Origin of the sequence: Bradyrhizobium sp. BR 10261 (assembly GCF_019455395.1) — a bacterium.
In the GTDB taxonomy this organism is placed as follows: Bacteria; Pseudomonadota; Alphaproteobacteria; order Rhizobiales; family Xanthobacteraceae; genus Bradyrhizobium; species Bradyrhizobium manausense.
Window position 1 is genome coordinate 156,161 of record NZ_JACOFQ010000005.1, and the last position, 24,086, is coordinate 180,246.

22 protein-coding genes are annotated in these 24,086 nt (G+C 64.2%); 16 read left to right on the forward strand and 6 right to left on the reverse strand.

Features of this window, described 5'->3' with window-relative positions; translation table 11 throughout:
- The first annotated feature begins 46 nt into the window (after positions 1-46).
- The 6 genes from HYH07_RS07585 to HYH07_RS07610 all read left to right on the forward strand — a co-directional run bounded on the left by HYH07_RS07585 (position 47) and on the right by HYH07_RS07610 (position 5,515).
- Positions 47-1,192 carry a mechanosensitive ion channel family protein gene (locus HYH07_RS07585; RefSeq protein WP_220001913.1) on the forward strand — a complete coding sequence of 382 codons (1,146 nt, stop codon included), beginning with the start codon at positions 47-49 and terminating at the stop codon, positions 1,190-1,192.
- A gap of 106 nt (positions 1,193-1,298) precedes the next feature.
- On the forward strand, positions 1,299-2,009 hold the full coding sequence (locus HYH07_RS07590) for a TetR/AcrR family transcriptional regulator (protein WP_220001914.1): 711 nt from the start codon (positions 1,299-1,301) through the stop codon (positions 2,007-2,009).
- Between the two features lie 29 nt (positions 2,010-2,038).
- The gene (locus HYH07_RS07595; protein ID WP_220002026.1) at positions 2,039-2,923 is read left to right on the forward strand and encodes an amidohydrolase; all 885 of its coding nucleotides are present in this window, start codon (positions 2,039-2,041) and stop codon (positions 2,921-2,923) included.
- 50 nt (positions 2,924-2,973) lie between these two features.
- Positions 2,974-3,687 (forward strand): PIG-L deacetylase family protein, encoded by a 714-nt coding sequence (locus HYH07_RS07600; RefSeq protein ID WP_220001915.1) that lies wholly within the window; start codon positions 2,974-2,976, stop codon positions 3,685-3,687.
- A 44-nt stretch (positions 3,688-3,731) separates the two neighbouring features.
- Entirely contained in the window at positions 3,732-4,601 is an 870-nt protein-coding gene (locus HYH07_RS07605; protein WP_220001916.1) for an ABC transporter substrate-binding protein, read from the forward strand.
- Positions 4,601-5,515: a DUF1932 domain-containing protein gene (locus HYH07_RS07610; RefSeq protein ID WP_409363887.1), complete on the forward strand. Its 915-nt coding sequence runs from the start codon at positions 4,601-4,603 to the stop codon at positions 5,513-5,515. The genes HYH07_RS07605 and HYH07_RS07610 overlap by 1 nt, the downstream gene beginning before the upstream one ends.
- Positions 5,516-5,542: 27 nt before the next feature.
- On the opposite strand, the gene HYH07_RS07615 is transcribed toward HYH07_RS07610, so the two are convergent.
- The 3 genes from HYH07_RS07615 to HYH07_RS07625 all read right to left on the reverse strand — a co-directional run bounded on the left by HYH07_RS07615 (position 5,543) and on the right by HYH07_RS07625 (position 8,500).
- On the reverse strand, positions 5,543-5,866 hold the full coding sequence (locus HYH07_RS07615) for a hypothetical protein (protein WP_220001917.1): 324 nt from the start codon (positions 5,864-5,866) through the stop codon (positions 5,543-5,545).
- 150 nt (positions 5,867-6,016) lie between these two features.
- A complete protein-coding gene (locus tag HYH07_RS07620; protein WP_220001918.1) occupies positions 6,017-7,222 on the reverse strand; it encodes an amidohydrolase family protein in 1,206 nt (401 codons plus the stop codon).
- 36 nt (positions 7,223-7,258) lie between these two features.
- Positions 7,259-8,500 carry an amidohydrolase family protein gene (locus tag HYH07_RS07625; protein WP_220001919.1) on the reverse strand — a complete coding sequence of 414 codons (1,242 nt, stop codon included), beginning with the start codon at positions 8,498-8,500 and terminating at the stop codon, positions 7,259-7,261.
- 189 nt (positions 8,501-8,689) lie between these two features.
- Between HYH07_RS07625 and HYH07_RS07630 the strand changes: the two genes are divergently transcribed.
- The 4 genes from HYH07_RS07630 (at position 8,690) to HYH07_RS07645 (ending at position 12,882) form a co-directional block, all read left to right on the forward strand.
- A complete protein-coding gene (locus tag HYH07_RS07630) occupies positions 8,690-9,598 on the forward strand; it encodes an amino acid ABC transporter substrate-binding protein (protein WP_220001920.1) in 909 nt (302 codons plus the stop codon).
- A 166-nt stretch (positions 9,599-9,764) separates the two neighbouring features.
- Positions 9,765-11,816, forward strand: a complete 2,052-nt coding sequence (locus HYH07_RS07635; RefSeq protein ID WP_220001921.1) for an FUSC family protein — start codon at positions 9,765-9,767, stop codon at positions 11,814-11,816.
- A complete protein-coding gene (locus tag HYH07_RS07640; RefSeq protein WP_220001922.1) occupies positions 11,813-12,019 on the forward strand; it encodes a DUF1656 domain-containing protein in 207 nt (68 codons plus the stop codon). Before HYH07_RS07635 ends, HYH07_RS07640 begins: the two co-directional genes overlap by 4 nt.
- Positions 12,016-12,882: an HlyD family secretion protein gene (locus tag HYH07_RS07645; RefSeq protein ID WP_220001923.1), complete on the forward strand. Its 867-nt coding sequence runs from the start codon at positions 12,016-12,018 to the stop codon at positions 12,880-12,882. Before HYH07_RS07640 ends, HYH07_RS07645 begins: the two co-directional genes overlap by 4 nt.
- A gap of 29 nt (positions 12,883-12,911) precedes the next feature.
- Here the strand turns inward: HYH07_RS07645 and HYH07_RS07650 are convergent, their stop codons facing one another.
- The gene (locus tag HYH07_RS07650; protein ID WP_220001924.1) at positions 12,912-14,021 is read right to left on the reverse strand and encodes a glycoside hydrolase family 172 protein; all 1,110 of its coding nucleotides are present in this window, start codon (positions 14,019-14,021) and stop codon (positions 12,912-12,914) included.
- Between the two features lie 226 nt (positions 14,022-14,247).
- Here HYH07_RS07650 and HYH07_RS07655 point away from each other — a divergent pair, with 226 nt between their 5' ends.
- The 6 genes from HYH07_RS07655 (at position 14,248) to HYH07_RS07680 (ending at position 19,355) form a co-directional block, all read left to right on the forward strand.
- Positions 14,248-16,107, forward strand: a complete 1,860-nt coding sequence (locus HYH07_RS07655; RefSeq protein ID WP_220001925.1) for an NAD(P)/FAD-dependent oxidoreductase — start codon at positions 14,248-14,250, stop codon at positions 16,105-16,107.
- A gap of 235 nt (positions 16,108-16,342) precedes the next feature.
- Positions 16,343-17,158, forward strand: a complete 816-nt coding sequence (locus HYH07_RS07660; protein ID WP_220001926.1) for a lytic transglycosylase domain-containing protein — start codon at positions 16,343-16,345, stop codon at positions 17,156-17,158.
- Between the two features lie 114 nt (positions 17,159-17,272).
- Positions 17,273-17,494 carry a hypothetical protein gene (locus tag HYH07_RS07665; RefSeq protein WP_057758280.1) on the forward strand — a complete coding sequence of 74 codons (222 nt, stop codon included), beginning with the start codon at positions 17,273-17,275 and terminating at the stop codon, positions 17,492-17,494.
- A 12-nt stretch (positions 17,495-17,506) separates the two neighbouring features.
- Positions 17,507-17,929 (forward strand): hypothetical protein, encoded by a 423-nt coding sequence (locus HYH07_RS07670; RefSeq protein WP_057758277.1) that lies wholly within the window; start codon positions 17,507-17,509, stop codon positions 17,927-17,929.
- A gap of 387 nt (positions 17,930-18,316) precedes the next feature.
- Positions 18,317-18,763 (forward strand): MaoC family dehydratase, encoded by a 447-nt coding sequence (locus HYH07_RS07675; protein ID WP_220001927.1) that lies wholly within the window; start codon positions 18,317-18,319, stop codon positions 18,761-18,763.
- Positions 18,764-18,857: 94 nt separating this feature from the next.
- Complete coding sequence (locus HYH07_RS07680) at positions 18,858-19,355, forward strand: hypothetical protein (protein ID WP_220001928.1); 498 nt, start codon at positions 18,858-18,860, stop codon at positions 19,353-19,355.
- 37 nt (positions 19,356-19,392) lie between these two features.
- On the opposite strand, the gene HYH07_RS07685 is transcribed toward HYH07_RS07680, so the two are convergent.
- Positions 19,393-22,593, reverse strand: a complete 3,201-nt coding sequence (locus HYH07_RS07685; protein ID WP_220001929.1) for an efflux RND transporter permease subunit — start codon at positions 22,591-22,593, stop codon at positions 19,393-19,395.
- Between the two features lie 185 nt (positions 22,594-22,778).
- Positions 22,779-24,020, reverse strand: a complete 1,242-nt coding sequence (locus HYH07_RS07690; protein ID WP_220001930.1) for an efflux RND transporter periplasmic adaptor subunit — start codon at positions 24,018-24,020, stop codon at positions 22,779-22,781.
- Positions 24,021-24,086: the final 66 nt, after the last annotated feature.

Genomic DNA, 24,086 nt, shown 5'->3' on the forward strand with positions numbered 1-24,086 from the left:
GCCGCCGAAAGAGCGTTGGGTCGCCAACGCAATTGCGGGGACATGAATGAATCGCCAAGCCGTCATGACCGACATCGACAGGATGTTCGGGTGGATACCGTCATGGTTTATCGGTCTCGGCCTGGTCGCCGGGGCGATGCTGATCGCGCTCTCGTTCTATCGGCTCGCGGTCTTTCTGCTCAATCGCACCTTCGGAACCCGGCTTCCGCTGCTGAGCGTGTTCATCGAGCGCACGTCGGGACCGGCCCAGCTGGCGCTGTGTCTTGCCGCCGTCGCGCTGGTGCTGCCGCTCGCGCCGCTGGACGATGCGTTCCGCAACCCGCTGACGCGCGTGTTCGTGGTTGCCTTTATCGCGCTGATTGGCTGGATATCGATACGCATCGTCGACATGAGCGCGGCGCGCTATTTGCAGAATTTTCGCGACGTCAGCGAAAACTTCGTTGCGCGCAAGCACGTGACCCAGGTGCGCGTGTTCAAGCGCGTGACCGACATCATCATCGTCATCATCACGGTGTCGACGGCGCTGATGACGTTCGACTCGGTCAGGCAATACGGCGTCAGTCTGTTCGCTTCCGCCGGCGCGGCCGGTATCATCGTCGGTCTGGCCGCGCGGCCGCTGCTCAGCAATCTGATCGCGGGCCTGCAGATCGCCATCACCCAGCCGATCCGGATCGAGGATGCCGTGATCATCGAGAACGAGTGGGGCTGGGTCGAGGACATCGCGGCGACCTACGTCGTGATCCGGCTATGGGACTGGCGCCGCATGGTGGTGCCGCTGTCCTATTTCATCGAAAAGCCGTTCCAGAACTGGACACGCGACACCGCGTCCCTGATCGGCGTCATCGCGCTCCATGTCGACTACCGCGCCGACGTGCCGCGCATCCGGCGCTGGCTGGAGGGAGCCGTGAAGGAATCCAAGCTATGGGACGGTGCAGTGGTCAATCTCCAGGTGATCGATGCGGACCAGCGCACCATCGAGTTGCGCGCGCTGGTCAGCGCGCGGAACGCGCCGCAATCCTGGGACCTGCGCTGCGAGGTCAGGGAGAAGCTGATCGCCTTCATCCGCGACGAGATGCCGGAGGCACTGCCGCGCGAGCGCGCCATCCTGATCCCGCAGGGCGGGCGCGATGATGCCGAGTTGCTCCGGCGTCCGGCCGCGCCGGAGAAGATGCGGGCGGGCGCGCACAATTGAGAGGAGAGCCTCGCTGCGTGCGGATGTCGGCAGCCTTCAGCTTTCCGGACGTTGTCCCTGGTTTTTGTTGACGAGACCTGATCTTTTGTACGATAGTACAAATAGCATGGCACGCAAGCCCACCAGCAAGGACACGGCCCGCAAGCCGAACATGCGCGAGGCGATTCTCGCCGCGGCCGAGGAGTTGTTCGCCACCAACGGCTTCAACGCCGTCTCGGTGCGCGACATCGCGCACGCGGCCGGCGCCAATCCCGGCAGCGTCACCTATCATTTCAAGACCAAGGACGGCCTGCTGCTGGAGATCTACCGGCGCCATTGCGGACCGATGAACTTGCGCCGCTCCGAGCTGCTCGCCGCCGCCAGGCGCGTGCGCGATCTGCAGGACCGGCTGGAAGCCATCGTTCGGGCCTATGTGGTGCCGGCCTTCACCTCGGGCAGTGATCTTGCCGGGGGCGGCGCGCGTTTCACGCGGCTGCGTGCGGTGATGTCGGCCGAGGGCAACGACGTGGCGCGAAAGATCATCGCTCAGACCTTCGACGACACCAGCCACGCCTTCATCGACGCGATCCACGAGAGCCTGCCGCACATTCCGCGCACCGACATCGTCTGGCGCAGCCACTTCCTGCTCGGCGCGCTTTACTACTCGCTCGTGACGCCCGAACGTGTCTCGCGCCTGTCGCGCGGCGAGGCCGACGGCAGCGATGCCGCCAATGCCATCGAGCAGATGGTGCAGGCGACCGTGGCCGCGTTCCAGGCGCCAGCGCTGGATCAGGCCGTGCCGGCGCGGCGGCCGACTGTCGCAAGCAACAAGACCTGAAAGAAACGTCTCGCTCGGCGGTTCAAGTGATGACGATGACGTACACGCCCACCACTCCAGCGCCCGATCCCAACACGCGCACGCCAAAGTTCAGGCTGCCAAAACTGTCCTGCGACGCGCATTGCCACATCTTCGGCCCCGGCGCGAAATATCCTTACGCGCCCGACCGATCCTACACGCCTCCGGATGCGCCGCTCGAGGACTTCAAGGTGCTGCACGCCAAGCTCGGCGTCGAGCGCGCGGTCATCGTCAATGCCAGCGTGCACGGCACCGACAACACGGTGGCGCTCGACGCGATCGCTGAGAGCAACGGCGCCTACCGCGCGGTCGCCAATATCGACGACACCATCACCGAGCGGGGCTTGCGCGCGCTGCACGAAGGCGGCTTCCGCGGCTGCCGTTTCAATTTCGTCCGCCATCTCGGCGGGGTGCCCGACAAGCGCATTTTCGACCGCATCGTCGCGATGGTGACGCCGCTCGGCTGGCACATCGATCTGCATTTCGATGCCGTCGATCTGCCTGACTATGCCGACATGCTGACCAGGCTGCCGCTGAGCTACACGATCGACCATATGGGGCGGGTCAAGGCCGCCGAAGGGCTCGACCAGCTCCCGTTCAAAATCCTGATCGAGCTGCTGCGGCGCGATGAAAAATGCTGGGTCAAGATCTGCGGCTCGGAGCGTGTGTCCTCGGCCGGTCGGCCCTTCACCGATGCCGTGCCGTTCGCGCGAAAGATCGTCGAGACAGCACCGGACCGCGTCATCTGGGGCACCGACTGGCCGCATCCCAACGTCAAGGTGATGCCGAATGACGGCGATCTTGTCGACCTGATCCCGCTGTTCGCGCCGGAGCCGAAGCTCCAGCAAAAAATCCTGGTCGATAATCCCGCGCGCCTGTTTGGATTCGACGGATGACCGCGGTGGCGATCGACGGAACGTCTACTTGAGAAGAGGGGAGTTCTCCCATGAAAACCGGTCTCGTGATCACCGCCCATCCCGGCGATTTCGTCTGGCGTGCCGGCGGCGCCATCGCGCTGCATGCGAAGAAGGGCTATCGCATGAAGATCGTCTGCATGTCCTTTGGCGAGCGCGGCGAGAGCCAGTTCGCCTGGAAGGAAAAGGGCGCGACGCTGGAATCGGTCAAGGCCGGCCGCAAGGACGAGGCGGAGCGGGCGGCAAAGCTGCTCGGTGCCGAGATCGAATTTTTCGATTGCGGCGACTATCCGCTCAAGCTGACCGAGGCGCATTTCGACCGCATGGTCGACATCTACCGCGAGCTCAATCCGAGCTTCGTGCTGACGCATGCGCTGGAAGACCCCTATAATTTCGACCATCCGAACGCGGCGCATTTCGCCCAGGAGACGCGCGTGGTCGCGCAGGCGATGGGCCACAAGCCCGGCGCGCAGTACAAATATTCCGCGCCACCGGTGTTCCTGTTCGAGCCGCACCAGCCCGAGCAGTGCAACTACAAGCCGGACCTGCTGCTCAAGATCGACGAGGTCTGGAAGGAGAAATACGAGGCGTTCCAGATCCTCGCCGCGCAAAAGCATCTCTGGGGCTACTACGAGCGCGTCGCGCTCAACCGCGGTATCCAGGGCAGCCGCAACACGGGCGTGACCATGACCTATGGCGAAGCCTATCAGCGCCTGTTTCCGACGGTTGCGGAGGAGCTGGCATGAAGCCGGTCCTCGTTCGCAACATCGTCTGATCTAGGAGCGGGCCGATGGATCGTCTCAAGCTGAAGGCCGTGCTCGGCAATCACCCTCACGTCAAGGCGGTGAAGAGCGGCGAGCTCCGCTCCGACCTGTTCGAGCTCGACCTCATCGAGTACACGCCGACCAACACGGCGTTCAAACCGATGGTGCGCGAGCAGGCGTTCGACGTCTGCGAGATGGCGATCGTCACCTATCTGATGGCTAAGGCGCACGGCAAGCCGCTGGTGCTGTTGCCGGCGACCATGCTCGGCCGCTTCCAGCATGCCTATGCGCTGTACAACCCCGCGCGCGGGACGCTTGGACCTGATGATCTCGAAGGCAAGCGCGTTGGCATCCGCTCGTTCACCACGACGACCGGGGCCTGGATCCGGGGCATCCTCGCCAACGATTACGGTGTCAATCTCGACAAGATCAAATGGGTCACGTTCGAGGATCCGCACGTTGCCGAATATGTCGACACCACCGAGCGGGCGCCGAAAGACAAGAAGGTCCTGCAGATGCTGCTGGATGGCGAGGTCGACGCCGTCCTTGGCGAGACCACTGACGATCCCGGGCTGAAGTCGCTCTTCCCCGATCCCGCGGCGGAAGCTGCCAAATGGTATGCGCGCCGCGGCGTCGTGCCGGTCAATCATCTCGTGGTCGTGACCGAAAGCCTCGCGAAATCGCGCCCCGAAATCGTCGCTGCTGTCTATGATCTGCTCAAGCGGAATAAGGAGCAGATGGAGCCGGCGGCGACGCCCGATCTGTTGCCGTTCGGCATTGAGGCGAACAGAAAACCATTGGAGCTGATCGTCGACTACGCATTCCAGCAGGCGCTAATTCCGCGCCGCTATGCGGTCGAGGAGCTTTTCGACGCGACGACACGAGGACTGAACTGATGGCGGATCCGAAGCGGTGGCAGATCGGGCTGGTGGGCTATGGCGAGGTCGGCCGGATCCTGGCCGAGGATCTGCGGCAGCAGGACATCAAGGTTGCGGCTTATGACGTCAAACTCGGAGGCGAGCAGGGCGCTGCGATGAAGCAACATGCTGGGAAGTTCGGCGTGACGCTCGCAGCGTCTCATGCCGAACTGACCGCAAAATCCGACTTCATCATCTCGGCCGTTACCGCCAGCCAGGCCGTGCCGGTGGCAAAAGCCTGCGCTGATGCGATCAACCAGGGCACCTGGTTTCTCGATTTCAATTCAGCGTCGCCGGGCGCCAAGCAGCGTGCAGCAGCGCTGATCGATGGCGCTGCCGGACGTTATGTCGAGGGCGCCGTGATGACCTCGGTGCCGCCGTATCGCATCAAGGTGCCACTGCTGCTTGGTGGCCCCGGCGCGAGGGAGCTGGAGCCGCTGCTGAACGCGATCGGCTTTGCGGCCAAGGTCGCCAGCGACAAGCTCGGCGTTTCCTCGGCCGTGAAGATGTGCCGCAGCATCATGATCAAGGGCCTGGAGGCCATGGTGATCGAAAGTTTTACGACCGCACGCGCTTATGGCGTCGAGGATGCGGTGCTGGCTTCACTCGCGGAGACGTTTCCCGGCATCAATTGGGAGAGGCAGGGCGCCTATTTCTTCCAGCGGGTGATCGAGCACGGCCGTCGCCGAGCCGAAGAAGTGCGTGAGGTCGCCGAGACGGTGCGTGAGGCCGGCCTGACGCCCTGGTCGGCCCAGGGTACCGCCGAGCGTCAGGCCTGGGTCGCAGATCTCGCGGATGAGGGCGTGTTCGGGCCGAAGGGTACGCAGGATTTCGCTCGCAGCGCGGATTGGCGTACCGAGGCGGACCGGATTCTGGCGAAGATCAAACGCTAAAGCATGATCCTGAAAAGTGCGAAGTGCTCAGCTCAGCGGCCTGCCGTCGTCGCGAAGGCCCGAGATTTCATCGCGAGCGAGTTCGATCAGGTCGTTCAGGCGACTGGCTTCGCGGATGACGTCCCTGGTACGCTCGCTTTTGAATTCAGTCAGGACCATGCGAATGCACTTGTCGGCGGTATCGAGGGTGCGCAGCGCGCGGGCCATATCGTCCGGCGAGTGGATCGTGGCGATGTCGAGCCCCGACAGCACTTCGCCGATGCCGCTCAATCGCTTGACGGCGGTCTCGGCGGGCGTCCTGGCCCGGATGGATTGATAGTCAATGCTGCTGAATGCGCCGAACGTATCCATAACTTCCCCGGAGAACGCAGATGGTCAGTGCGCGTGTGCAATTATGGTGAGGGCCATCTTTCTAGCAACGCGTGGAGCTACGGTCCGGGATTCTACTGGACTCGGTCTTGTTGGCGATTGGCGATGAATCCGGCCGGAAAGCGGTGGGGATCAGGGACGTTTCCCGACAATCCTGCCGTCGCGCGCGACGAGCATACCCGCCTTGTAGACAGCGCGGCCTTGCGGCACGGCGACCACGGCCTCCGGAACATGCTCGGCGTTCAACGTCACGAAATCGGCGTGGGCGCCGACATGCAGGCCGTAGCCTTCAAGTCGCAGCGCCCTGGCCCCTGACACGGTAACGACGTCAAAGGCGACACGTAGCTCCTCATCGGTGTTGAAGCCCGAGCGATAGCCAAGCGTCGTCGCCCGGCGCAGCATGTCGCCGTCGCCATAGGGCCACCAGGAATCCCTGATATTGTCGTTGCCGCTGAACACGGTGACGCCGGCGCTGCGCAGGATAAGGATCGGCGGGAAGGCGCGGGCGCCCGGTGCGTTGGTCATGATCGCGACGCCGGAGCGGGCGAGGATGTCGGCGACGCTCTTGAGCTGGTCCACCGTGATATCGCCGAGCCCGTAAGCGTGGCTGATGGCAACATGGCCCTGCATGCCGAGCGCGCGCGTGCGCGCCGCGATCTGCTCGATCTCGAAGGCGCCGAGCGTGCCCATGTCGTGCAGGTGGATGTCGACGTCGACACCGTGCTTTTCGGCGACGCCGAACACGACGTCCAGGTGCTTCTCGACATCACGATCAAAGCTGGCGGGATCGAGCCCGCCGACGAGGTTCGCACCGAGGCCGATGGCCTCATCGAGCAATTGCGGCGTGCCCGGGCTCGTCAAGATGCCGCTCTGGGGAAAGGCGACGAGCTGGATGTCGATCAAGCTCTTGTATTCCTCGCGCACGCGCAGGATCGTCTCGAGCGATCTCAGGCCGACAGAGCCATCGACCATGATATGGCTGCGCATCTGCGTGGAGCCGTTGCCGATGCAGAGATCGAGCTGGTTGCGCGCCCGCACGTCCATCGGCGCCGCCTCGGCCATGTTCTCGGCCTGGAAGGCCACGCGTTCGTGCACGTCAAAGCCATTGGTGCACGGCTTGTGCGGACGCCAGGCGTCGCCATAGAAGCTGGTGTCGAGATGGATGTGGCCCTCGACGAAGCCGGGAACGACAAGGGCATTGCCGAGATCAATAGTCTCGGCGCCGCCAGTGGGCGCGTCGGCCGGCAGAAGCGCAGCGATCAGGCCATCCTTGATCGCGATGTGATGCCGCGCCCCGCCATCGAAGCGCGCGTTCAGGAAGATCTTGTCGAAGGCCATCCGGTTGCTCCGTCGGGTCGATGTGTCGCGCGTGGTTCAGTTTCGCGGGCGAAGCAGCTTGGCCGGCGACCGCTCAAAAGTCTGCCGTCCGCTTTTGAATCCCATCAGGATATCCGGCAGCTCCGCAATGGCGAAGCGGCTGTCGCTGGTATCGAGCACGACGAGATCGGCAGGCTTGCCGATCGCGATCCCGTAATCCCTGAGATTCATCAGCCGCGCCGGCAGCTCGGTGACGAGATCGAGGCAGGTGTCGAAATCGCCGACGGCGGCGTGGGCGACATTGGCGTAGAAGTTCGCCATTCGCAGCAGCGAGGCATCGCCGAACGGCGTGAACGGATTGAGCACATTGTTGGTCGCGATCGAGCAGACGATGCCCTCGCCCGCGAGCTTGTGCGCCAGCGTCAGCCCGCGCGGTGCGTTGTGGGTGGCCTCGCGCCCCATCAGATAAAGGTCGGTCGCCGGCAGCACGGTAACGGCGACGCCGGCCTTGGCCAATTGCGCGGTGGCGGCCTTCAGCCGCTCCGGCGGTAGGGCCGAAAGCTTTGTGGCGTGCCCAATTGCGACGCGGCCTCCGTAATTGCGTTGCTCGGTCTGCCTGATGACTTCGTCGAGATGCGACCAGGAGGAATCGAGATCGAAATCGAGATGGAGGTCAACATCGAGGTTGAACTCCTGGGCGAGGTCGAAGATGCGTGCCAGATGCGCATTCGGGTCGGTGTCGGTATAGGGGCAGCCGCCGATTGCATCGGCACCGTCACGCAGGGCCTGAACCAGCAGCTCGTCGGCGCCGGGATCATTGGTCAGCCCTTCCTGCGGGAACACGCAAAGCTCGAGATCAATCGCCCAGTCGTAGTCGCGCTTGAGCGCCTTGATCGCCTCGAAGCTGCGCAGGCCAATACGCGGGTCGATCTCGACATGGGTGCGCATCCGCGTCGTGCCGTGCACGACGGCGCGTTCGAGCACTTTGGCACCGCGCGCATAGACGTCGTCGGTGTTGAAATCCCGCTTCATCGCCGAGACGGCACGGATGGCATCGCCGAGCGTGCCGTGAATGTGCCCGCAGCGTTCGAGCAGGCAGGCCTTGTCGAGATGGATGTGGGTGTCGACGAATCCGGGCACCGCCAGCCGTCCTCCGAGATCGACCTCGACGGCCTCGAAGGCGAGTTTTTGTTCGATCGCAGCGATGCGTCGGCCCTTCACGCCGATATCGACGGGTGTCGGGGATGATCGTAGCAGGGCATTGCGGAAGATCAGGTCGAAAGCGGTTTGGGCGGTCATGGCGAAGATCTGGCTGATAGATCGGCGAGTCCTGGATCGTGCCAATGTAGCGGAGACGAAGGGCCTGCCGCCACATCGAAAGCCGCGATAGCTGGTAGACCCTGGCCGGTCTGGTGGCTGGCGTGCGGCTGGGCTATCACCGCCTCGATTGCGCCCGGCATGGCGGCGCGACCTTTTCAGGAGCTTTCGATGCGTCTACCCGCCGTTCTCTTGGCCGTCACTTGTCTTGCCGGCTCAGCGTCCGCCGAAGATCTCTCCGGTACGCTCCAGAAGGTCAAGGAGACCAGGAAAATTGCGCTGGGCTATCAGGAAGCCTCGGTGCCCTTCAGCTATCTCGACGGCAACCAGAAGCCGGTCGGCTTTGCCATGGATATCTGCCTCAGAATTGTGGACGCCGTGAAGAAGCAACTCGGCATGCCCGACATTGCCGTCAACTATGTCGCGGTGACCTCGTCGAACCGCATCCCGCTGATGGTCAACGGCACGCTCGACCTGCACTGCTCGGCGACCACAAACAATGCCGACCGCCAGAAGCAGGTCGCATTCACCAACACGCACTTCCTCAGCGCGACGCGCTTTGCCGCCAAGAAGGCCGCGAAGATCAACACCATCGACGACCTCAAGGGCAAGGCGGTCACGGCTGTGGCGGGCTCGGTCAATTTGAACCAGCTCGCCAAGGTCAACACCGAGCGCGATCTCGGCATCAAGATCATGCCGGCCGTGGATCAGGCCGAGGCCTTCCTGCTGCTCGAGACCGACCGCGCGCAGGCCTACGCGCTCGACGACATTCAGCTCGCGGTCGCCATTGCGCGCTCGAAGGAGCCGGCGCAGTTCATGATCAGCGACGAGACCTTCTCCAAGCCAGAGCCCTACGGGATCATGCTCCGGCGGGACGACGCGCCGTTCAAGGCATTGGCCGATCGCGCGACCGCCGAGCTCTACGCAAGCCCGGAGATCGAGGTGCTCTACAGGAAGTGGCTGGAATCGCCGACCCCGCCGAACGGCATCAACTACAACGTTCCGATGTCGCCGGCCTTGCGCGCCGCCTTCAAGAACCCGAGCTCGAGCGCCGATCCGGACGTGTATGCGGTGAAGTGAGGCGAGGGCGGCTTCCACCTCTCACCGCTGGGAGAGACCCGTGCCAAAACGCTACATCCGACAGGGGTGGGCGAGGCCCGAAGGATATCGGTGGGGACGAACTTGCGATAACCTTCGCGACGCACCAGCGCATCGGGGCAGCGGCGCTTCCAGAGGCGAAATAGTCATGCGCGAAAGTGAGCCGTTTCTGGTCCGCCACGCGGACTTGATTTTCGCGTTGAAGACGTTTGCCGCCTCGATGCTGGCGCTTGTCATTGCGCTCGCCATGGACCTGCCGCGGCCCTACTGGGCCATGGCGACGGTCTACATCACCTCGCAGCCGCTGGCGGGCGCCACCAGCTCGAAGGCGTTCTTCCGCGTGATGGGAACGCTGGTCGGCGCCACCATGACGGTGGCGCTGGTGCCGAATCTGGTCAATGCGCCGGAACTGCTATGCCTCGCGATCGCGCTCTGGGTCGGGTTCTGCCTCTATCTGTCGCTGCTCGACGGCACGCCGCGCAGCTATGTCTTCATGCTGGCGGGATACACGGTGGCCCTGATCGGTTTTCCCTCGGTGTCCCAACCAGACGCGATCTTCGACACGGCGGTGGCGCGGCTGGAGGAGATCTCGCTCGGGATCATCTGCGCCAGCCTGGTCTCGACCATCGTGTTCCCCCGCAGCGTCGCGCCCGCCGTGGCTCATCGCGTCGACACCTGGCTTTCCGATGCACGCCGCCTCAGCCAGGTCGTTCTGCTGCGGGAGGCGACCGACGAAACGCGCCGCGACAAGCGCCTCAAGCTCGCGACCGACATCGTCGAGATCGACACGCTCTCAACTCATCTTGCCTATGATCGCCTGACCGACCGCAATGCTGTGACCGGCCTCGGCGAAATCCGGCTGCGGATGTTGACCTTGCTGCCGGTGATCGCCTCGATCGAGGACCGTATTGCTGCATTGGGCGAGGAGGCCCTGCAGCGGCAGCCGGAGTTGAAGCGCCTGCTGGACGAGCTTGCGCAATGGATTGGAAGTGACGTCAGCGCGCGGCAGCCAGCCGAGCGTGTCCGTGGCGCGATAGCGGAGCAGCAGGCGGGGCTGAACGACAGCGCGTCCTGGGAACGGATCATCACCACCAGCCTGCTGTCGCGGTTGCGCGATCTGGTCGACCTCTCGCGCGACTGCCGTGCGCTGACCGAGGCCATTGCCGAGAACCGCAACGTCTCCACGCTCGATCTGGCGTTCCGATCCGAGGCTGGCGCTGCGCCGGCGCGTCACCGCGATCGCGGCCTGGCGCTGTGGTCGGCGGCGGGCGCGACCGTGGCGATCCTGATCTCCTGCGTGTTCTGGATCGGCACGGGCTGGCCGGACGGCGCGTCGGCGCCAATGATGGCGGCCGTCGCCTGCTCGTTCTTCGCCGCGCAGGATGAGCCCGCGCGATTCATCCGCAGTTTCGGCCTGTGGTCGCTGGTCGGCATCGTCGTGGTCGCGATCTATCTGTTCGCGATCATTCCCGCGATCTCCCATATCGAAGTCCTGATCGTTGCGCTGGCGCCGACCTTTCTGCTCTACGGCTTCTTGATCAGCCGGCCCGCCACGGCGGGGACCGGAATGGCGCTCGCGGCCAACACCGCCACGTTGCTCGCCCTGCAATCGACCTACGCCGCCGATTTTGCCTCCTACGCCAATTCCGCCGTGGCTTTCTTCGTCGGCGTGCTGATTGCCGAGATCGTGACGCGGATCGCGCGCGGGGTAGGGGCGGAGTGGATCGCCAACCGCCTGGTGCTGTCGAGCTGGATCACGATCGCGGTTGCCGCCGAGCGGCGCGGAAAACGCGACCGGGCGGAGTTCGCAGGGCTCATGCTGCACCGGCTGGGCCTGCTGGTGCAGCGCATTGCGTTCCTCTCGGAGAGCGATCGCCGCGATGCCGATAGCCTCGTGCAGCTCCGCATCGGCATCAACATCATCGATCTGCGCCGCGCGCGCTACGGGCTTGCGGCGTCGACCATCGCCGTCATCGACGACATGCTCGACCAGCTCGCCATCGCCTGCCGCAACTATGCGGGCGGAGGCATGCCGCGCGAGCTTCTGGCCAGCGTCGACCGGGCGCTGGGCCAGGCGGTGAAGGATCCCAATGACAGTGCGCGCGAAGATGCCCTGATCGGCCTCGTCGGCATCCGCCGCGGTCTGTTCCCGGACGCGCCGGCCTATCGGCCGCGCGCAGATGCAAGTGTGGCGGCATGAGATATGTGATCGACATCTACGGTGTGCTCGTGCCGGCGCTCCTGCTTTGGATCATCGTCGCCTATGTGCTGAGCGCGATTTTGCGCCTGGTCATGCAGCGCTTCGACCTCTACCGCCTGGTCTGGCACCGCGCGCTGTTCGATTTCGCAGCCTTCGTCTGCCTGCTCGGCGGCGTCGTCTATCTCTCGGAGTATCTCTCATGAAGGGAAATCTTGCCTGGCTCGGCCGGCTTGCCGTGACCATCATCGCTGTTATCGCCGCGATCGGTGTCGGCCGCGAGCTTTGGGGCTACTACATGGAATCGCCCTGGACCCGCGACGGCCGCGTGCGGGCCGACGTGGTGCAGGTCGCGCCCGACGTCTCCGGTTTCGTCACCGAGGTGCTGGTCAAGGACAACCAGAAGGTCCATCGCGGCGACGTGCTGTTCAGGATCGATCGCGAGCGCTTTGCGCTGGCGCTGCGGCAGGCCGATGCGGCTGTCGCCGGTCATCAGGCCTCGCTCGACCAGGCCAATGCCGATCTGAAGCGCTATACCGCGCTGACAACGGACGCGGTGTCGCAGCAGAAGCAGGAGCAGGTGCTAGCGACCCAGCTTCAGGCCAAGGCCGCCTTCGATGCCGCGGTCGCCGACCGCGCGGTCGCCCAGCTCAATTTCGATCGCAGCGAGGTCCGGGCGTCCGTGAATGGCGTGATCACCAACATGGATCTGCGGCCCGGCGCTTACGTCTCCGCTGGTAGGGGCGTGATGGCGCTGGTCGACAGCGACACGCTGCATGTCGAGGGGTATTTCGAAGAGACGAAGCTTGCGCGGATCCGCGTCGGCGACAAGGTTCGGGTGCGTCTGATGGGCGAGAAGGCGACCCTCACGGGCCATGTCGAGAGCATTGCCGCCGGCATCGAGGACCGCGACCGCGCTGAAGGTGCGAACCTGCTTGCCAACGTCAATCCGACGTTCAGCTGGGTGCGTCTCGCCCAGCGCGTGCCCGTGCGCATTGCGCTGGACCCGGTGCCTGAAGCAATCTCGCTGGTCGCGGGCCGCTCGGCGACGGTGGAGGTGTTGAATTGAAGGCGCGTGCGCATTTTTCTGAATCACGCCTAAGCTATTTCCAGATAGTCCGGGCCGGGCAGCTCAGGGAATGATGCCGTTGGCAGCGTCTGATACCAGAACGCGACCGAGGCGATGTCGTCCTGCAGCGGGAGATATTTCGATTCCCTGACGCCGGGCAGCCAGCCGAGCGCCTGGATGGTCACGCGAAGGTCGCTCTGGAAGCGGATCGGATCGGGGATGTGCCAGCGGTACAGGCCGAACCGTTGCTGCGATTTGTAGACGCCGTCGGGCCGGATCACCTGTGGCAGGCCGGCATAGGGCGTGGTGAACTCCACATAGCGGGATTGCCCTTGGCCGGCATGCGCGACATGGGGATCGAAATTATAGGCGCCGCAGAAATAGTCCTCGGTGCCGGTGCCGCAGATGGTCGGGAATTCGCCGTCGCCGTCGATGAAGAACTTGATCTCGCCTTCGCCCCACCACCCGTTGTTGTTGGCGCCCCAGGCCATGTAGGTGCCGACGTAATGGCCGCGGCCATTGATGCCGTCGAGGATGGTGTAGACCTGCTTGTACGGCAGCGGATTGGTGCGGCGGAACTGCGCATGGAAATAGGCGCAGTCTTCCAGCACCTCGGTCAGGGTGTAGTTGATCTGGTAGTAGACGGTCAGTGCCTCTTCGCTGCGGTTCTCCAGCGTGAAGCGCGCGCGCTTGCGGAACGGCATCTCCCAATAGCAATTGAAGGCGCGTCCCGGATTGACGCAGACCGCGAGCGACGACACCTGCGCAAATTCCTCCCAGCCACAGGCAAAGAAATCGCCGGCCGGGCATTCCACGCTCGGCTGCACCTGATCGTCCCAGTAAACGCGCAGAATGGAATGGCGAAGCCGTCCGCGCGCCAGCGTCATCCAGATCTGCTGGATCGCGCCCTGGCCCTCGATGTCCGCGAGCGTGAACGTCGCGCCGGGCTCGATCACGACATAGGGAGACACCTTCCAGCCCCGGCCGAGGTCGCGGGCCTGACGCGCTGCCGGGCCATCGACGGACATGCCGCCCTTGCCCTTTTCGCCGGTGAAATTCTCGGGGCTGATCGACCGTGTCTGCGCGTCCGACAGGCGCGACAGATTGCCGAGATGCAGGCCCAATCCGGAAAACACCATGATGTCCTCGATCAGGAGTTAGCGATATCAGGGATATATCGCTGCCGAATCTACCAAAAGATGAAGATGACGGCGTAGCGAAAGAGCGGACGCACCCTCTCTTGCGGACGGCGAGAGGAAGAGGGCGTTCCTGCCATCTCCGATGGACGCGATTGCATGCGTCTCTTTTTCGGGGCTAAGTGGCACGAGCTGCCGGCGAAGCAGCGGCCCGCGGTGGAGGAGATCGATGTCAGCGGAAAGACACAAGACCGAAACAGCCGGCGAACCTACGGTCGACATCCAGGCCTTGCGTGCGCGCTATCGTGACGAGCGCGACCTGCGTCTGCGCTCCGAGGGCAAGGCGCAATATGTCGAGGTAACAGGCGACTTTGCCCGCTATCTCGACGATCCCTGGGCCGATGCCGATTTTGCGCGCAAAGCCTTAAGCGAAGAAACCGAAGTGCTGATCGTCGGCGGTGGCTTCGGCGGCCTGTTGTGTGGCGCGCGTCTGCATGCGGCCGGTATCGACGATTTCCGCATTGTGGAAAAGGCCGCAGATTTCGGCGGCACCTGGTACTGGAATCGTTATCCGGGCGCTGCCTGCGATACCGAGAGCTACATCTACCTGCCGCTGCTGGAAGAGACCGGCTACATGCCGGTGCGCAAATATGCGCGCGCGCCGGAGATCTACGAACACTCGCGCCGCATCGGCCGCCATTTCGATCTCTACGCGCGTGCGCTGTTTCAGACCGTCATCTCGCGCATGACATGGCAGGAGCAGGAGGGGCGCTGGCTGGTCGAGACCGATCGGGGCGATCGCATCCGCGCGCGCTTCGTGATTCTCGCGGGAGGCCCGCTGAGCCGGCCGAAGCTGCCGGGCATCCCCGGCATCGAAAGCTTCAGGGGGCACAGCTTCCATACCAGCCGGTGGGACTATGCTTACACCGGCGGCAGTGCGGAGGGCGGTCTTACCGGTCTTGCCGACAAGCGCGTCGGCATCATCGGCACGGGCGCCACGTCAGTGCAATGCGTGCCGCATCTCGGCCATTCGGCCAAAGAGCTCTACGTGTTCCAGCGCACGCCGTCCGCGATCGGTGTGCGCGCCGACCGCCCGACGGATGCCGCCTGGGTGGAAAGCCTGAAGCCCGGCTGGCAGCGCGAGCGGATGGACAATTTCACTGCGGTGATTTCAGGCGAGCCGTTCGAGCAGGATCTGGTGCAGGACGGCTGGACCGGCCTGCTTGGCGAGATCCTGCTGGCGCCGCGCCGCCAGAAGCATAAGGTCGCCTCGATGGAAGAGGCGCTGAAGGTGATCGAGCAGGCCGACTATCGCAAGATGGAGGAAATCCGTGCCCGCGTCGATGCGATCGTGAAGGATGAGGCGGCAGCAGCGGCGCTCAAGCCCTGGTACAAGGCGTTCTGCAAGCGGCCGTGCTTTCACGACGAATATCTCGACACGTTCAACCGTCCCAACGTGCATCTCGTCGACACCAAAGGCAGGGGCGTCGAAGCCATCACGGAGAATGCGGTCGTCGCCGGCGGCAAGGCCTATGAGCTCGACTGCCTGATCTATGCCAGCGGTTTCGAGGTCGGCACCGACTATGCGCGCCGCATGGGGTTTGAAGTCTACGGCCGCGACGGCATGAGCCTGTCCGAGCGCTGGCGCGATGGCGTCAAGACCATGCACGGCTTCTACAGCCGCGGCTTCCCGAACTGCTTCCTGATCGTGACCGTGCAGGCCGGCCAGAGCGCGAACTTCCCGCACATCATCGACGAGCAATCGCAGCACATCGCCTATGTGATATCCGAGGCGCGCAAGCGCGGCGCAAGGACATTGGAGCCGACGCTCGCAGCCGAGAACGCCTGGGTCGATGAGGTCGTCAAGGCCGCGGTCGGCCGCCAGTCCTATCTCGCCGAATGCACGCCGGGCTACTACAACAATGAGGGCGTGTTCGATCCGATCGCGGCGCGCAACAGCCAGTATTGGCGCGGACCAATGGCGTTCCTCCGGCTGCTCGCCATCTGGCGCAAGGAGGGTAATCTGGACGGGCTTGAATTGACCTATGGCGCCGACGCGAAGAGCGACGGCGCTGCGGTCTCCGCATGAACGGCATGATCCCGGCCCTAAGGGTGCGACGCGGCGACCGGAACAGACATGTACCGGCAGCACCAGGGCCTCATGGTGGATTTCCTGCTCGGCACCGACGGCAGCCTTTGTTCATGTCAAGCGCATTGCTTGCATTGATTGCACCGGTCGGGGCTTGAGCTGATACGGCTGACGTAGGATCATGCCCGCGCGCGAGCCGGTCGCGCAAATCTGAAAGAAAAAAGGAAGCGCAGGAATGACTGAGGGCAGGACCGTTGCGACGGCGTTGATCGGCGCGGCCGCGCTATTGTTGTCCCTGGCTCCCTCGGCCATGGCTGCGCAATGCGGCAACGGGCCCGGCGGTTTCGAGGCCTGGAAGCGCGAGTTCAGCGCGGAAGCGCAGGGCAAGGGCATCGGCCAGACCGCGATCGCGGCGCTGATGCAGACCAATTACGCCAGCGCCACCATCAATGCCGACCGCAGCCAGCACAGTTTTTCGCTGTCGCTCGACCAGTTCCTGGCCAAGCGCGGCGCCACCACCATCGTGGCGCGCGGCCGGTCTCTGAAGCAATCCCAGGCGGCGATGTTCGCCTCGATCGAGCAGCGTTACGGCGTGCCGCCGGGACCGCTGATCGCGATCTGGGGCATGGAAACCGGCTTCGGCAGCCAGCGCGGCAACCAGAACATGCTCTCGTCGATCGCAACGCTGGCCTATGACTGCCGTCGCCCCGAATTCTTTACCGAGCAGCTCTATGCGGCGCTGAAGCTGGTCGACCGCGGCGTGCTATCAGGGGCGACCCGCGGCTCCATGCATGGCGAGGTCGGCCAGACCCAGTTCATGCCCAAGAACATCCTGGCCTATGGCACCGGCAATCTCGACGTCGCCGCCAACGCGCTGAGCTCGACGGCGAACTTCCTCAAGGCCAATGGCTGGCGTGCGGGAGCCGGTTACCAGCCGGGCGAGCCGAATTTCGCCGCCATCCAGGCCTGGAATGCTGCCGGCGTCTACCAAAAGGCCATTGCACTGATGGGCCGGCAGATCGACGGGGGCGGGACTGCGGCGGTGCGTTGAGTTGCTCCGCAAGGCGTGACTGGACGTCTCAGAGAGAAAGTTGTTGCTTTCAGGAACCGACGGCACGAGGTTTGCTTAGATCAAGTTCAGGGCTGGGCATGAGGAGAACTCAACATGGCTACCCAGATCGTGATGGACCAGACTGGCGATACACGCCACGAGTTTGATCCCGAAAATGCCGAAGCGTTGGCGCAGGCCGAACAACGCTTTCGGGAGTTGACCGGTGCGGGCTTCACCGCGGCGTACCGGACTGGGCCAGGCGAAGTCACGCGTATCAAATCGTTCGACCCGACCGCGCACGAAACCCTGTTCTATCCCCGCCTGGTCGGCGGTTGATCTGAACGGCTCATGATCGCGGTCTTCAGGCTCCGCGCGCCCGCGCGGGCGCGGTTGCACGCGCTCCGCGAGCTCTACCGGCGCTTCTTCGGCGAGAACACGCCCGAGGCGCGGGGGAGGCGGTTATTGGCTGAATGGCTCTCCGACGAGCAGCGCGCTCAGTTCGAGCAGTACCGGCATTTCGACGTCATCGGCTGCGATAGCGGCAAGCGCTATCGCATCCATTACGGCACGGCCGCCAACGTCCACGAGGTCGATGCGTCAGGCAATGCAACGATGGGGTGGTGTTTCGTCCCGTCAGGCTTCCTGGTGCCCGGCGACGTCATGCTGGCGCAGAAGATCGCGCTCGAGACGGACGAAAAGGGGGCGCTGGCACTCGCCAACCGGTTTCCGCCGGCGACGCATTCGGAGCACTTCTACCGGCGGCCGTTCTAACCGCGCCGCCACTGTTGGCTAGAAGTGGGTGGTGCGATAGGCGTCCACCGCGTGCGCTGCGAAGACGGCGATGCTGCACAGGGCGAGGACAACGGAGATGAGCTCGATCATATTTCGTCCTCCCCAAGCGGCTGGGCGACGAGGTGCTGGCAGCAGGCATATTCGCTGATCAGGTCGAGGAAGAATTGCATGGCGCACGTCCCTGTATGATTTTGACAACTAGATAACCGGCTCTCTGTTTCAGGCGTGTTTCGTCGAGATAGGAAAGGGGTTTCGCGGGGAACCGGGACCTATCCTGCGGGCGGCCGAACCGCTACATCCCCCGAACGATCCACCTTTTGGCCGTGTGCATTGCGCGCGCGGCATGTCACATTTCGAGGCAAAATCATGGCTCAGGTCGCCTGGTTCGACGATCTCACCCTCGGGATGCGCTTCAAATCCCCCGAGGTCGTGGTCAGCGAAGCCGACATCAAGCGGTTCGCCGCCGAGTTCGACCCGCAGCCGATGCATCTCGATCACGAAGCCGCCAAGGACACCCTGTTCAAGGGCCTGGCTGCCTCGGGTTGGCACACCGCGGCGATCGCCATGAATCTGGCGATCCAGACCCGGCCCTTCGGGCCGCACCCGCTGATCGGCGCCGGCGTCGATGGCTTGCGCTGGACCATTCCAGTGCGGCCGAACGATCGGCTGCATCTGGTCGGCGAGGTCATGAGCCTGACGCCGTCGAAGTCGAAGCCGCAGGGCATCGCCATGGTGAAGTGGACGATGTTCAATCAGAAGGGCGAGGAGGTTTACACCTTCACCCCGATCGCGATCGTGCCAAGGCGAACGTAGCCGGCCCGGCTTCGCCGGCGGGCGCGTCGAGCCGGCCCTTGCGGCTTTCCGGCAGAGGTGGTCAGCTTGGCGCGGGGAAACGCTGGGGGCTGACATGAAAAGATTCTGCCTTGCCGCTGGACTGCTCGCCGCGGCCTTGATCGCCGGGCCAGCGGTGGCGCAGCAATCCAAGGTCGGCGACTGGACCATCGAGAAACGGACCCAGGACACCCATTGCAACGCGAGCCGCGGCTACAAGGACAAGGACGACGAGAACCGCGACTACGTCATCGTCATCACCTATTCGGACAAGGCCATCGTGATCGTGATGATCTATGATGGCTGGGAGTGGGACAAGGTCGGCGAGATCCTGCGTGCCGACGTCGGCACCGACGACGCCGACATCATGGCGAAGGCGAAGTGGGAGGTCATGGACAAGACCACCGTGCGCGGCATCTTCGAGTACGATCAGTCCATCATGGACCGCCTGTCGAGAGCCAAGCGTCTGACGCTGGACTTCGAGGACGATGACGACGACAGCATCGAGATGCAGATCCCGCGCGCCGGCGAGGCGCTCGCCGCGCTAAAGTTCTGCGAGGAGAACCGGAAATAGATCGAGGCGCGATCTGGTTGTCCGGTCCCATCAGGCTTTAGTGCCCGGGATTGGCGACCGAGCCCTGTACCGGTGCCGCGCTGATGTCGCTGCCGTGATGCACCAGCGGCTTCATGCCGGTGATGGTCCGCAGCAGCACATAGAACACCGGCGTCAGGAACAGGCCGAACACGGTGACGCCGATCATGCCGGAGAACACGGCAACACCCATCGCGCGCCGCATCTCGGAACCGGCGCCGGTCGAGAGCACCAGCGGCAGCACGCCCATGATGAACGCCATCGACGTCATCAGGATCGGACGCAGTCGCAGCCGGCTCGCTTCGATCGCGGCCCGGATCGGCGTGCGGCCGGCGAATTCAAGCTCGCGGGCGAATTCGACGATCAGGATCGCGTTCTTTGCCGAGAGTCCCACGAGCACGATGAGGCCGATCTGGGTGAAGACGTTGTTGTCACCCTTGGAGAGCCAGACGCCGAACATCGCAGCCAACAGGCCCATCGGCACGATCATGATGATCGAGAGCGGCAAAGTGAGGCTCTCATAAAGCGCGGCCAGCACCAGGAACACCAGCAGGATAGCCAGCGGGAACACCCAGAGCCCGGAATTGCCGGCGATGAACTCCTGATAGGTGAGGTCGGTCCATTCGAAGGCAAAGCCGGGGGGCAGCACCTCCGCCGCGATGCGCGTCGCCGCGTCCTGCGCCTGGCCGGAGGAGTAACCGGGCGCAGCGGCGGCGTTGATGTCGGACGACAGGAAGCCGTTATAGCGGATCGCGCGCTCCGGACCCGCGCTCTGGCGGATCGTGAGCAGAGCCGACAGCGGCACCATGTCGCCGGAGGACGAGCGCACCTTCAACTGCCTGATATCGTCGGCACGGGCACGGAACGGCGCGTCGGCCTGGACTCGGACTGAATAGGTGCGGCCAAACTTGTTGAAGTCGTTGACGTAGTAGGAGCCGAGGTAAATCTGCAGCGTGTTGAACACCTCGGTCACGGGCACGCCCAGTTGCAGCGCCTTGGTGCGGTCGATATCGGCGAACAGCTGGGGCACGTTGACCTGGAAGCTCGAGAACACGCCGGCGATCTCCGGCGCCTTCTGCATCGCCGCCATGAACGCCTTGGTGGCGTCGTTCAGCGCCTCATAGCCAAGGCCCGCGCGGTCCTCGATCTGCAGCTTGAAGCCACCGATGGTGCCGAGGCCGTTGACCGGCGGCGGCGGGAACATGGCGATGAAAGCTTCCTGGATGCCGGCGTATTTCTTGTTCAGCTCGGCCGCGAGCGCGGGGCCGCTGAGCGAGGGATCCTTGCGCTCGTCGAACGGTTTCAGCGTCGAGAACACGATGCCGGCGTTGGAGGAGTTGGTGAAGCCGGAGATCGACAGCCCCGGGAAGGCAACCGAGCTCTCGACACCGGGCTGGGTCAACGCGATGTCGCTCATCTTGCGGATCACCTCTTCGGTGCGGTCTAGCGTGGCGCCATCGGGCAAGCGCGAGAAGCCGACCAGATATTGCTTGTCCTGGCCCGGCACGAAGCCACCAGGCACCTGCTGGAACAGGAAAGCGGTGACGCCGACGAGGACGACGTAGAGGCCCATCACCGCGGCCTTGCCCGAGATCACCTTGGTTACCGTGCCGCTATAGCTGTTCGAGGAGTAGGTGAAGGCCCGGTTGAAGCGGCGGAAGAACCAGCCAAAACCCTTTTCCAGAATGATCGTCAGCCGGTCCTTCGGCTCGTCATGGCCCTTGAGCAACAGCGCCGAGAGCGCCGGCGACAAGGTCAGCGAGTTGACCGCCGAGATCACGGTCGAGATCGCGATCGTCAGCGCGAACTGCTTGTAGAACTGCCCGGTGAGGCCGGAGATGAAGGCGAGCGGCACGAACACCGCGATCAGCACCATCGCGATCGCGATGATCGGCCCCGAGACCTCGCGCATCGCCTGATAGGTCGCATCGCGCGGCGACAGCCCGGCCTCGATGTTGCGCTCGACGTTCTCGACCACGACGATGGCGTCGTCGACGACGATGCCGATCGCGAGCACGAGGCCGAACAGGCTGAGCGCGTTGATGGAGAAGCCGAACACGTGCATCACCGCGAAGGTGCCGACGATCGACACCGGCACGGCCAGCAGCGGGATGATCGAGGCGCGCCAGGTCTGCAGGAACAGGATCACGACCAGCACCACCAGCGCGATCGCCTCCAGCAGCGTATGGATCACGGCCTCGATCGAGGAGCGCACGAACTGGGTGGGATCGTAGACGATCTGGTAGGACACGCCCTCCGGCATGTTCTTCTTGATCTCCGCCATGGTGGCGCGGACGTGATCGGAAATGTGCAGCGCGTTGGAGCCGGGCGCCTGGAAGATCGGGATCGCCACCGCCTGCTTGTTGTCGAGCAGCGAGCGCAGGCCGTATTCGGAGGCTCCTAACTCGATGCGCGCGACGTCACGTAAGCGCACGACTTCGCCGCGCGTGCCTGTCTTGACCACGATGTCGCCGAACTGCTCTTCGTTGGCGAGCCGCCCTTCCGCATTGACGGAGAGCTGCAGGTCGATACCCCTGACGTTCGGCGATGAGCCGACCACGCCGGCGGCGGCCTCGACGTTCTGCGCCTGGATCGCCTTGACGATGTCGCTGGCGGTCAGGCCGTGCTCGGCCGCCTTCTGCGGATCGACCCAGACCCGCATCGAATAGTCGCCGGCGCCATAGAGCTGGACGTCGCCGACGCCGTCGATCCGCGCCAGGCGGTCCTTGACGTTCAGCACCGCGTAGTTGCGCAAATAGGTCATGTCGTAGCGGCTGTTCGGCGACAGCAGATGCACGACCATGGTGAGGTCGGGCGACGACTTCTTGGTGATGATGCCGAGCTGGCGCACCACGGCCGGCAGGCGCGGCTCGGCCTGCTGCACCCGGTTCTGCACCAGCTGCGTTGCCTTGTCGGGGTCGGTGCCGAGGCGGAACGTCACCGTCAGCGTCATCGCGCCGTCGGTGGTGGCCTGGCTCGACATATAGAGCATGCCTTCGACGCCGTTGATCTGCTCCTCGATCGGCGTTGCCACCGTTTCCGCGATCACCTTGGGATTGGCGCCGGGATAGGTGGCGCGCACCAGGACGGAGGGCGGCACCACGTCAGGGTATTCCGAGATCGGCATCGCGAACAGCGAGATCAGCCCGGCGAGGAAGATCAGCACCGACAGCACGCCGGCGAAGATCGGACGATCGATGAAGAACTTTGAGAGATTCATGGCTTCGCCCCTGGGCAATATTTTGCGTGTCTCCGGTCTCTCCTTCGTCATTCCGGGGCGCGCGCCAAGCGCGCGAACCCGGAATCTCGAGGTGGGATGATCGGAGTTTCCAAAGCTCTGGTTTCTCAGGTGCGCAATTGCGCACCGTAGTTCGCGCTACGCGCGCCCCGGAATGACGGATAGTGTCAGCGTTGCACCACGTCCTGGTCGCTGTGGTTCGAAGCCTGCTGCCCGCGCGCGCCCATCGCCGCCACTTCCGTCTTGAGGAGGGCGCCGGGACGAACGCGTTGCAGACCGTTGACGACGATGCGGTCGCCAGTCTTGAGCCCCGCGGTGACGATGCGCAGGCCGTCGACCGCGCCGCCGAGCGTGATCGGCCGATACACGGCGCGGCTGTCATCGCCAACAGCCATCACGAACTTCTTGTCCTGGTCGGTGCCGATCGCGCGCTCGTCGATCATCACCAGGGTCTGCTGCTTCGGCTGGCCCATCCGCACGCGGGCGAACTGGCCGGGGATCAGACGCCCGTCCTCGTTCTGGAAGACCGCGCGGACGCGGATGGTGCCGCTCTGGCCGTTGACCTGGTTGTCGATGAGCTGGATGTGGCCCTTGGCCGAAAGGCCGCCTGACGTCGTCATCTCCACCGGGATCTGGTCGAGATTGCCGCGCTTGCCGCTGCCATCCGCGATCGAATTCAGCGCCCGCAGTACGACCTCTTCATCCGCATCGAACGAGGCGTAGATCGGATTGACCGAGACCAGCGAGGTCAGGATGGGAGAGGCGGTGCCGGCCGCGACGAGATTGCCGACGGTGACCTCGATCTTGCCGACGCGGCCGTCAACCGGCGCGCGCACCTCGGTGTAGTCGAGATTGAGCTTTGCGGTCTGCAGCGTCGCCTCAGCCGCCTTGACGTTGGCGATGGCCTCGCGATTGGCGTTGTCGCGCTGGTCGTAGTCGCGCCGCGTCACCACGGCGTTGCCGACCAGCTGCGCGCCGCCTTCGACTTCGCTCTGGGTGAAGACGACGCGAGCTTTCGCGGCTTCGAGCTGTGCAGCAGCCTTGTCGACCTCGGCTGCATAAGGCGCCGGATCAATCTTGAAGAGAACGTCGCCGGCCTTCACCAGCGCGCCTTCGGTGAAATTGGTCGACAGGATCGCACCGGCAACGCGCGGCCGCAGCTCGACGCGTTGGATGGCCTCGAGCCGGCCGGAGAAATCGTCCCACAGCACGGTCTGCTTCGGCTCGATCAGAGCGATCGTCACCGGCACGGCCTGTTCGGCCGCGGCCGCCGTTGCGGTTGCCTGGGCCGAACGGAAGTAGTGGCCGGTCGCGATCGAGCCGGCCACGGCGAGGGCGCCCACAACAGCAACGCCACCGAGAAGACGGCGGATGCGGCCGGGACGAGAGACTTTTGGGGTGGGGGGCATTTGCGCGCTCCAGATATGTAGTGTTCACTACAGATGTGGAGCTGGATATCGCAGCGCAAGATACTT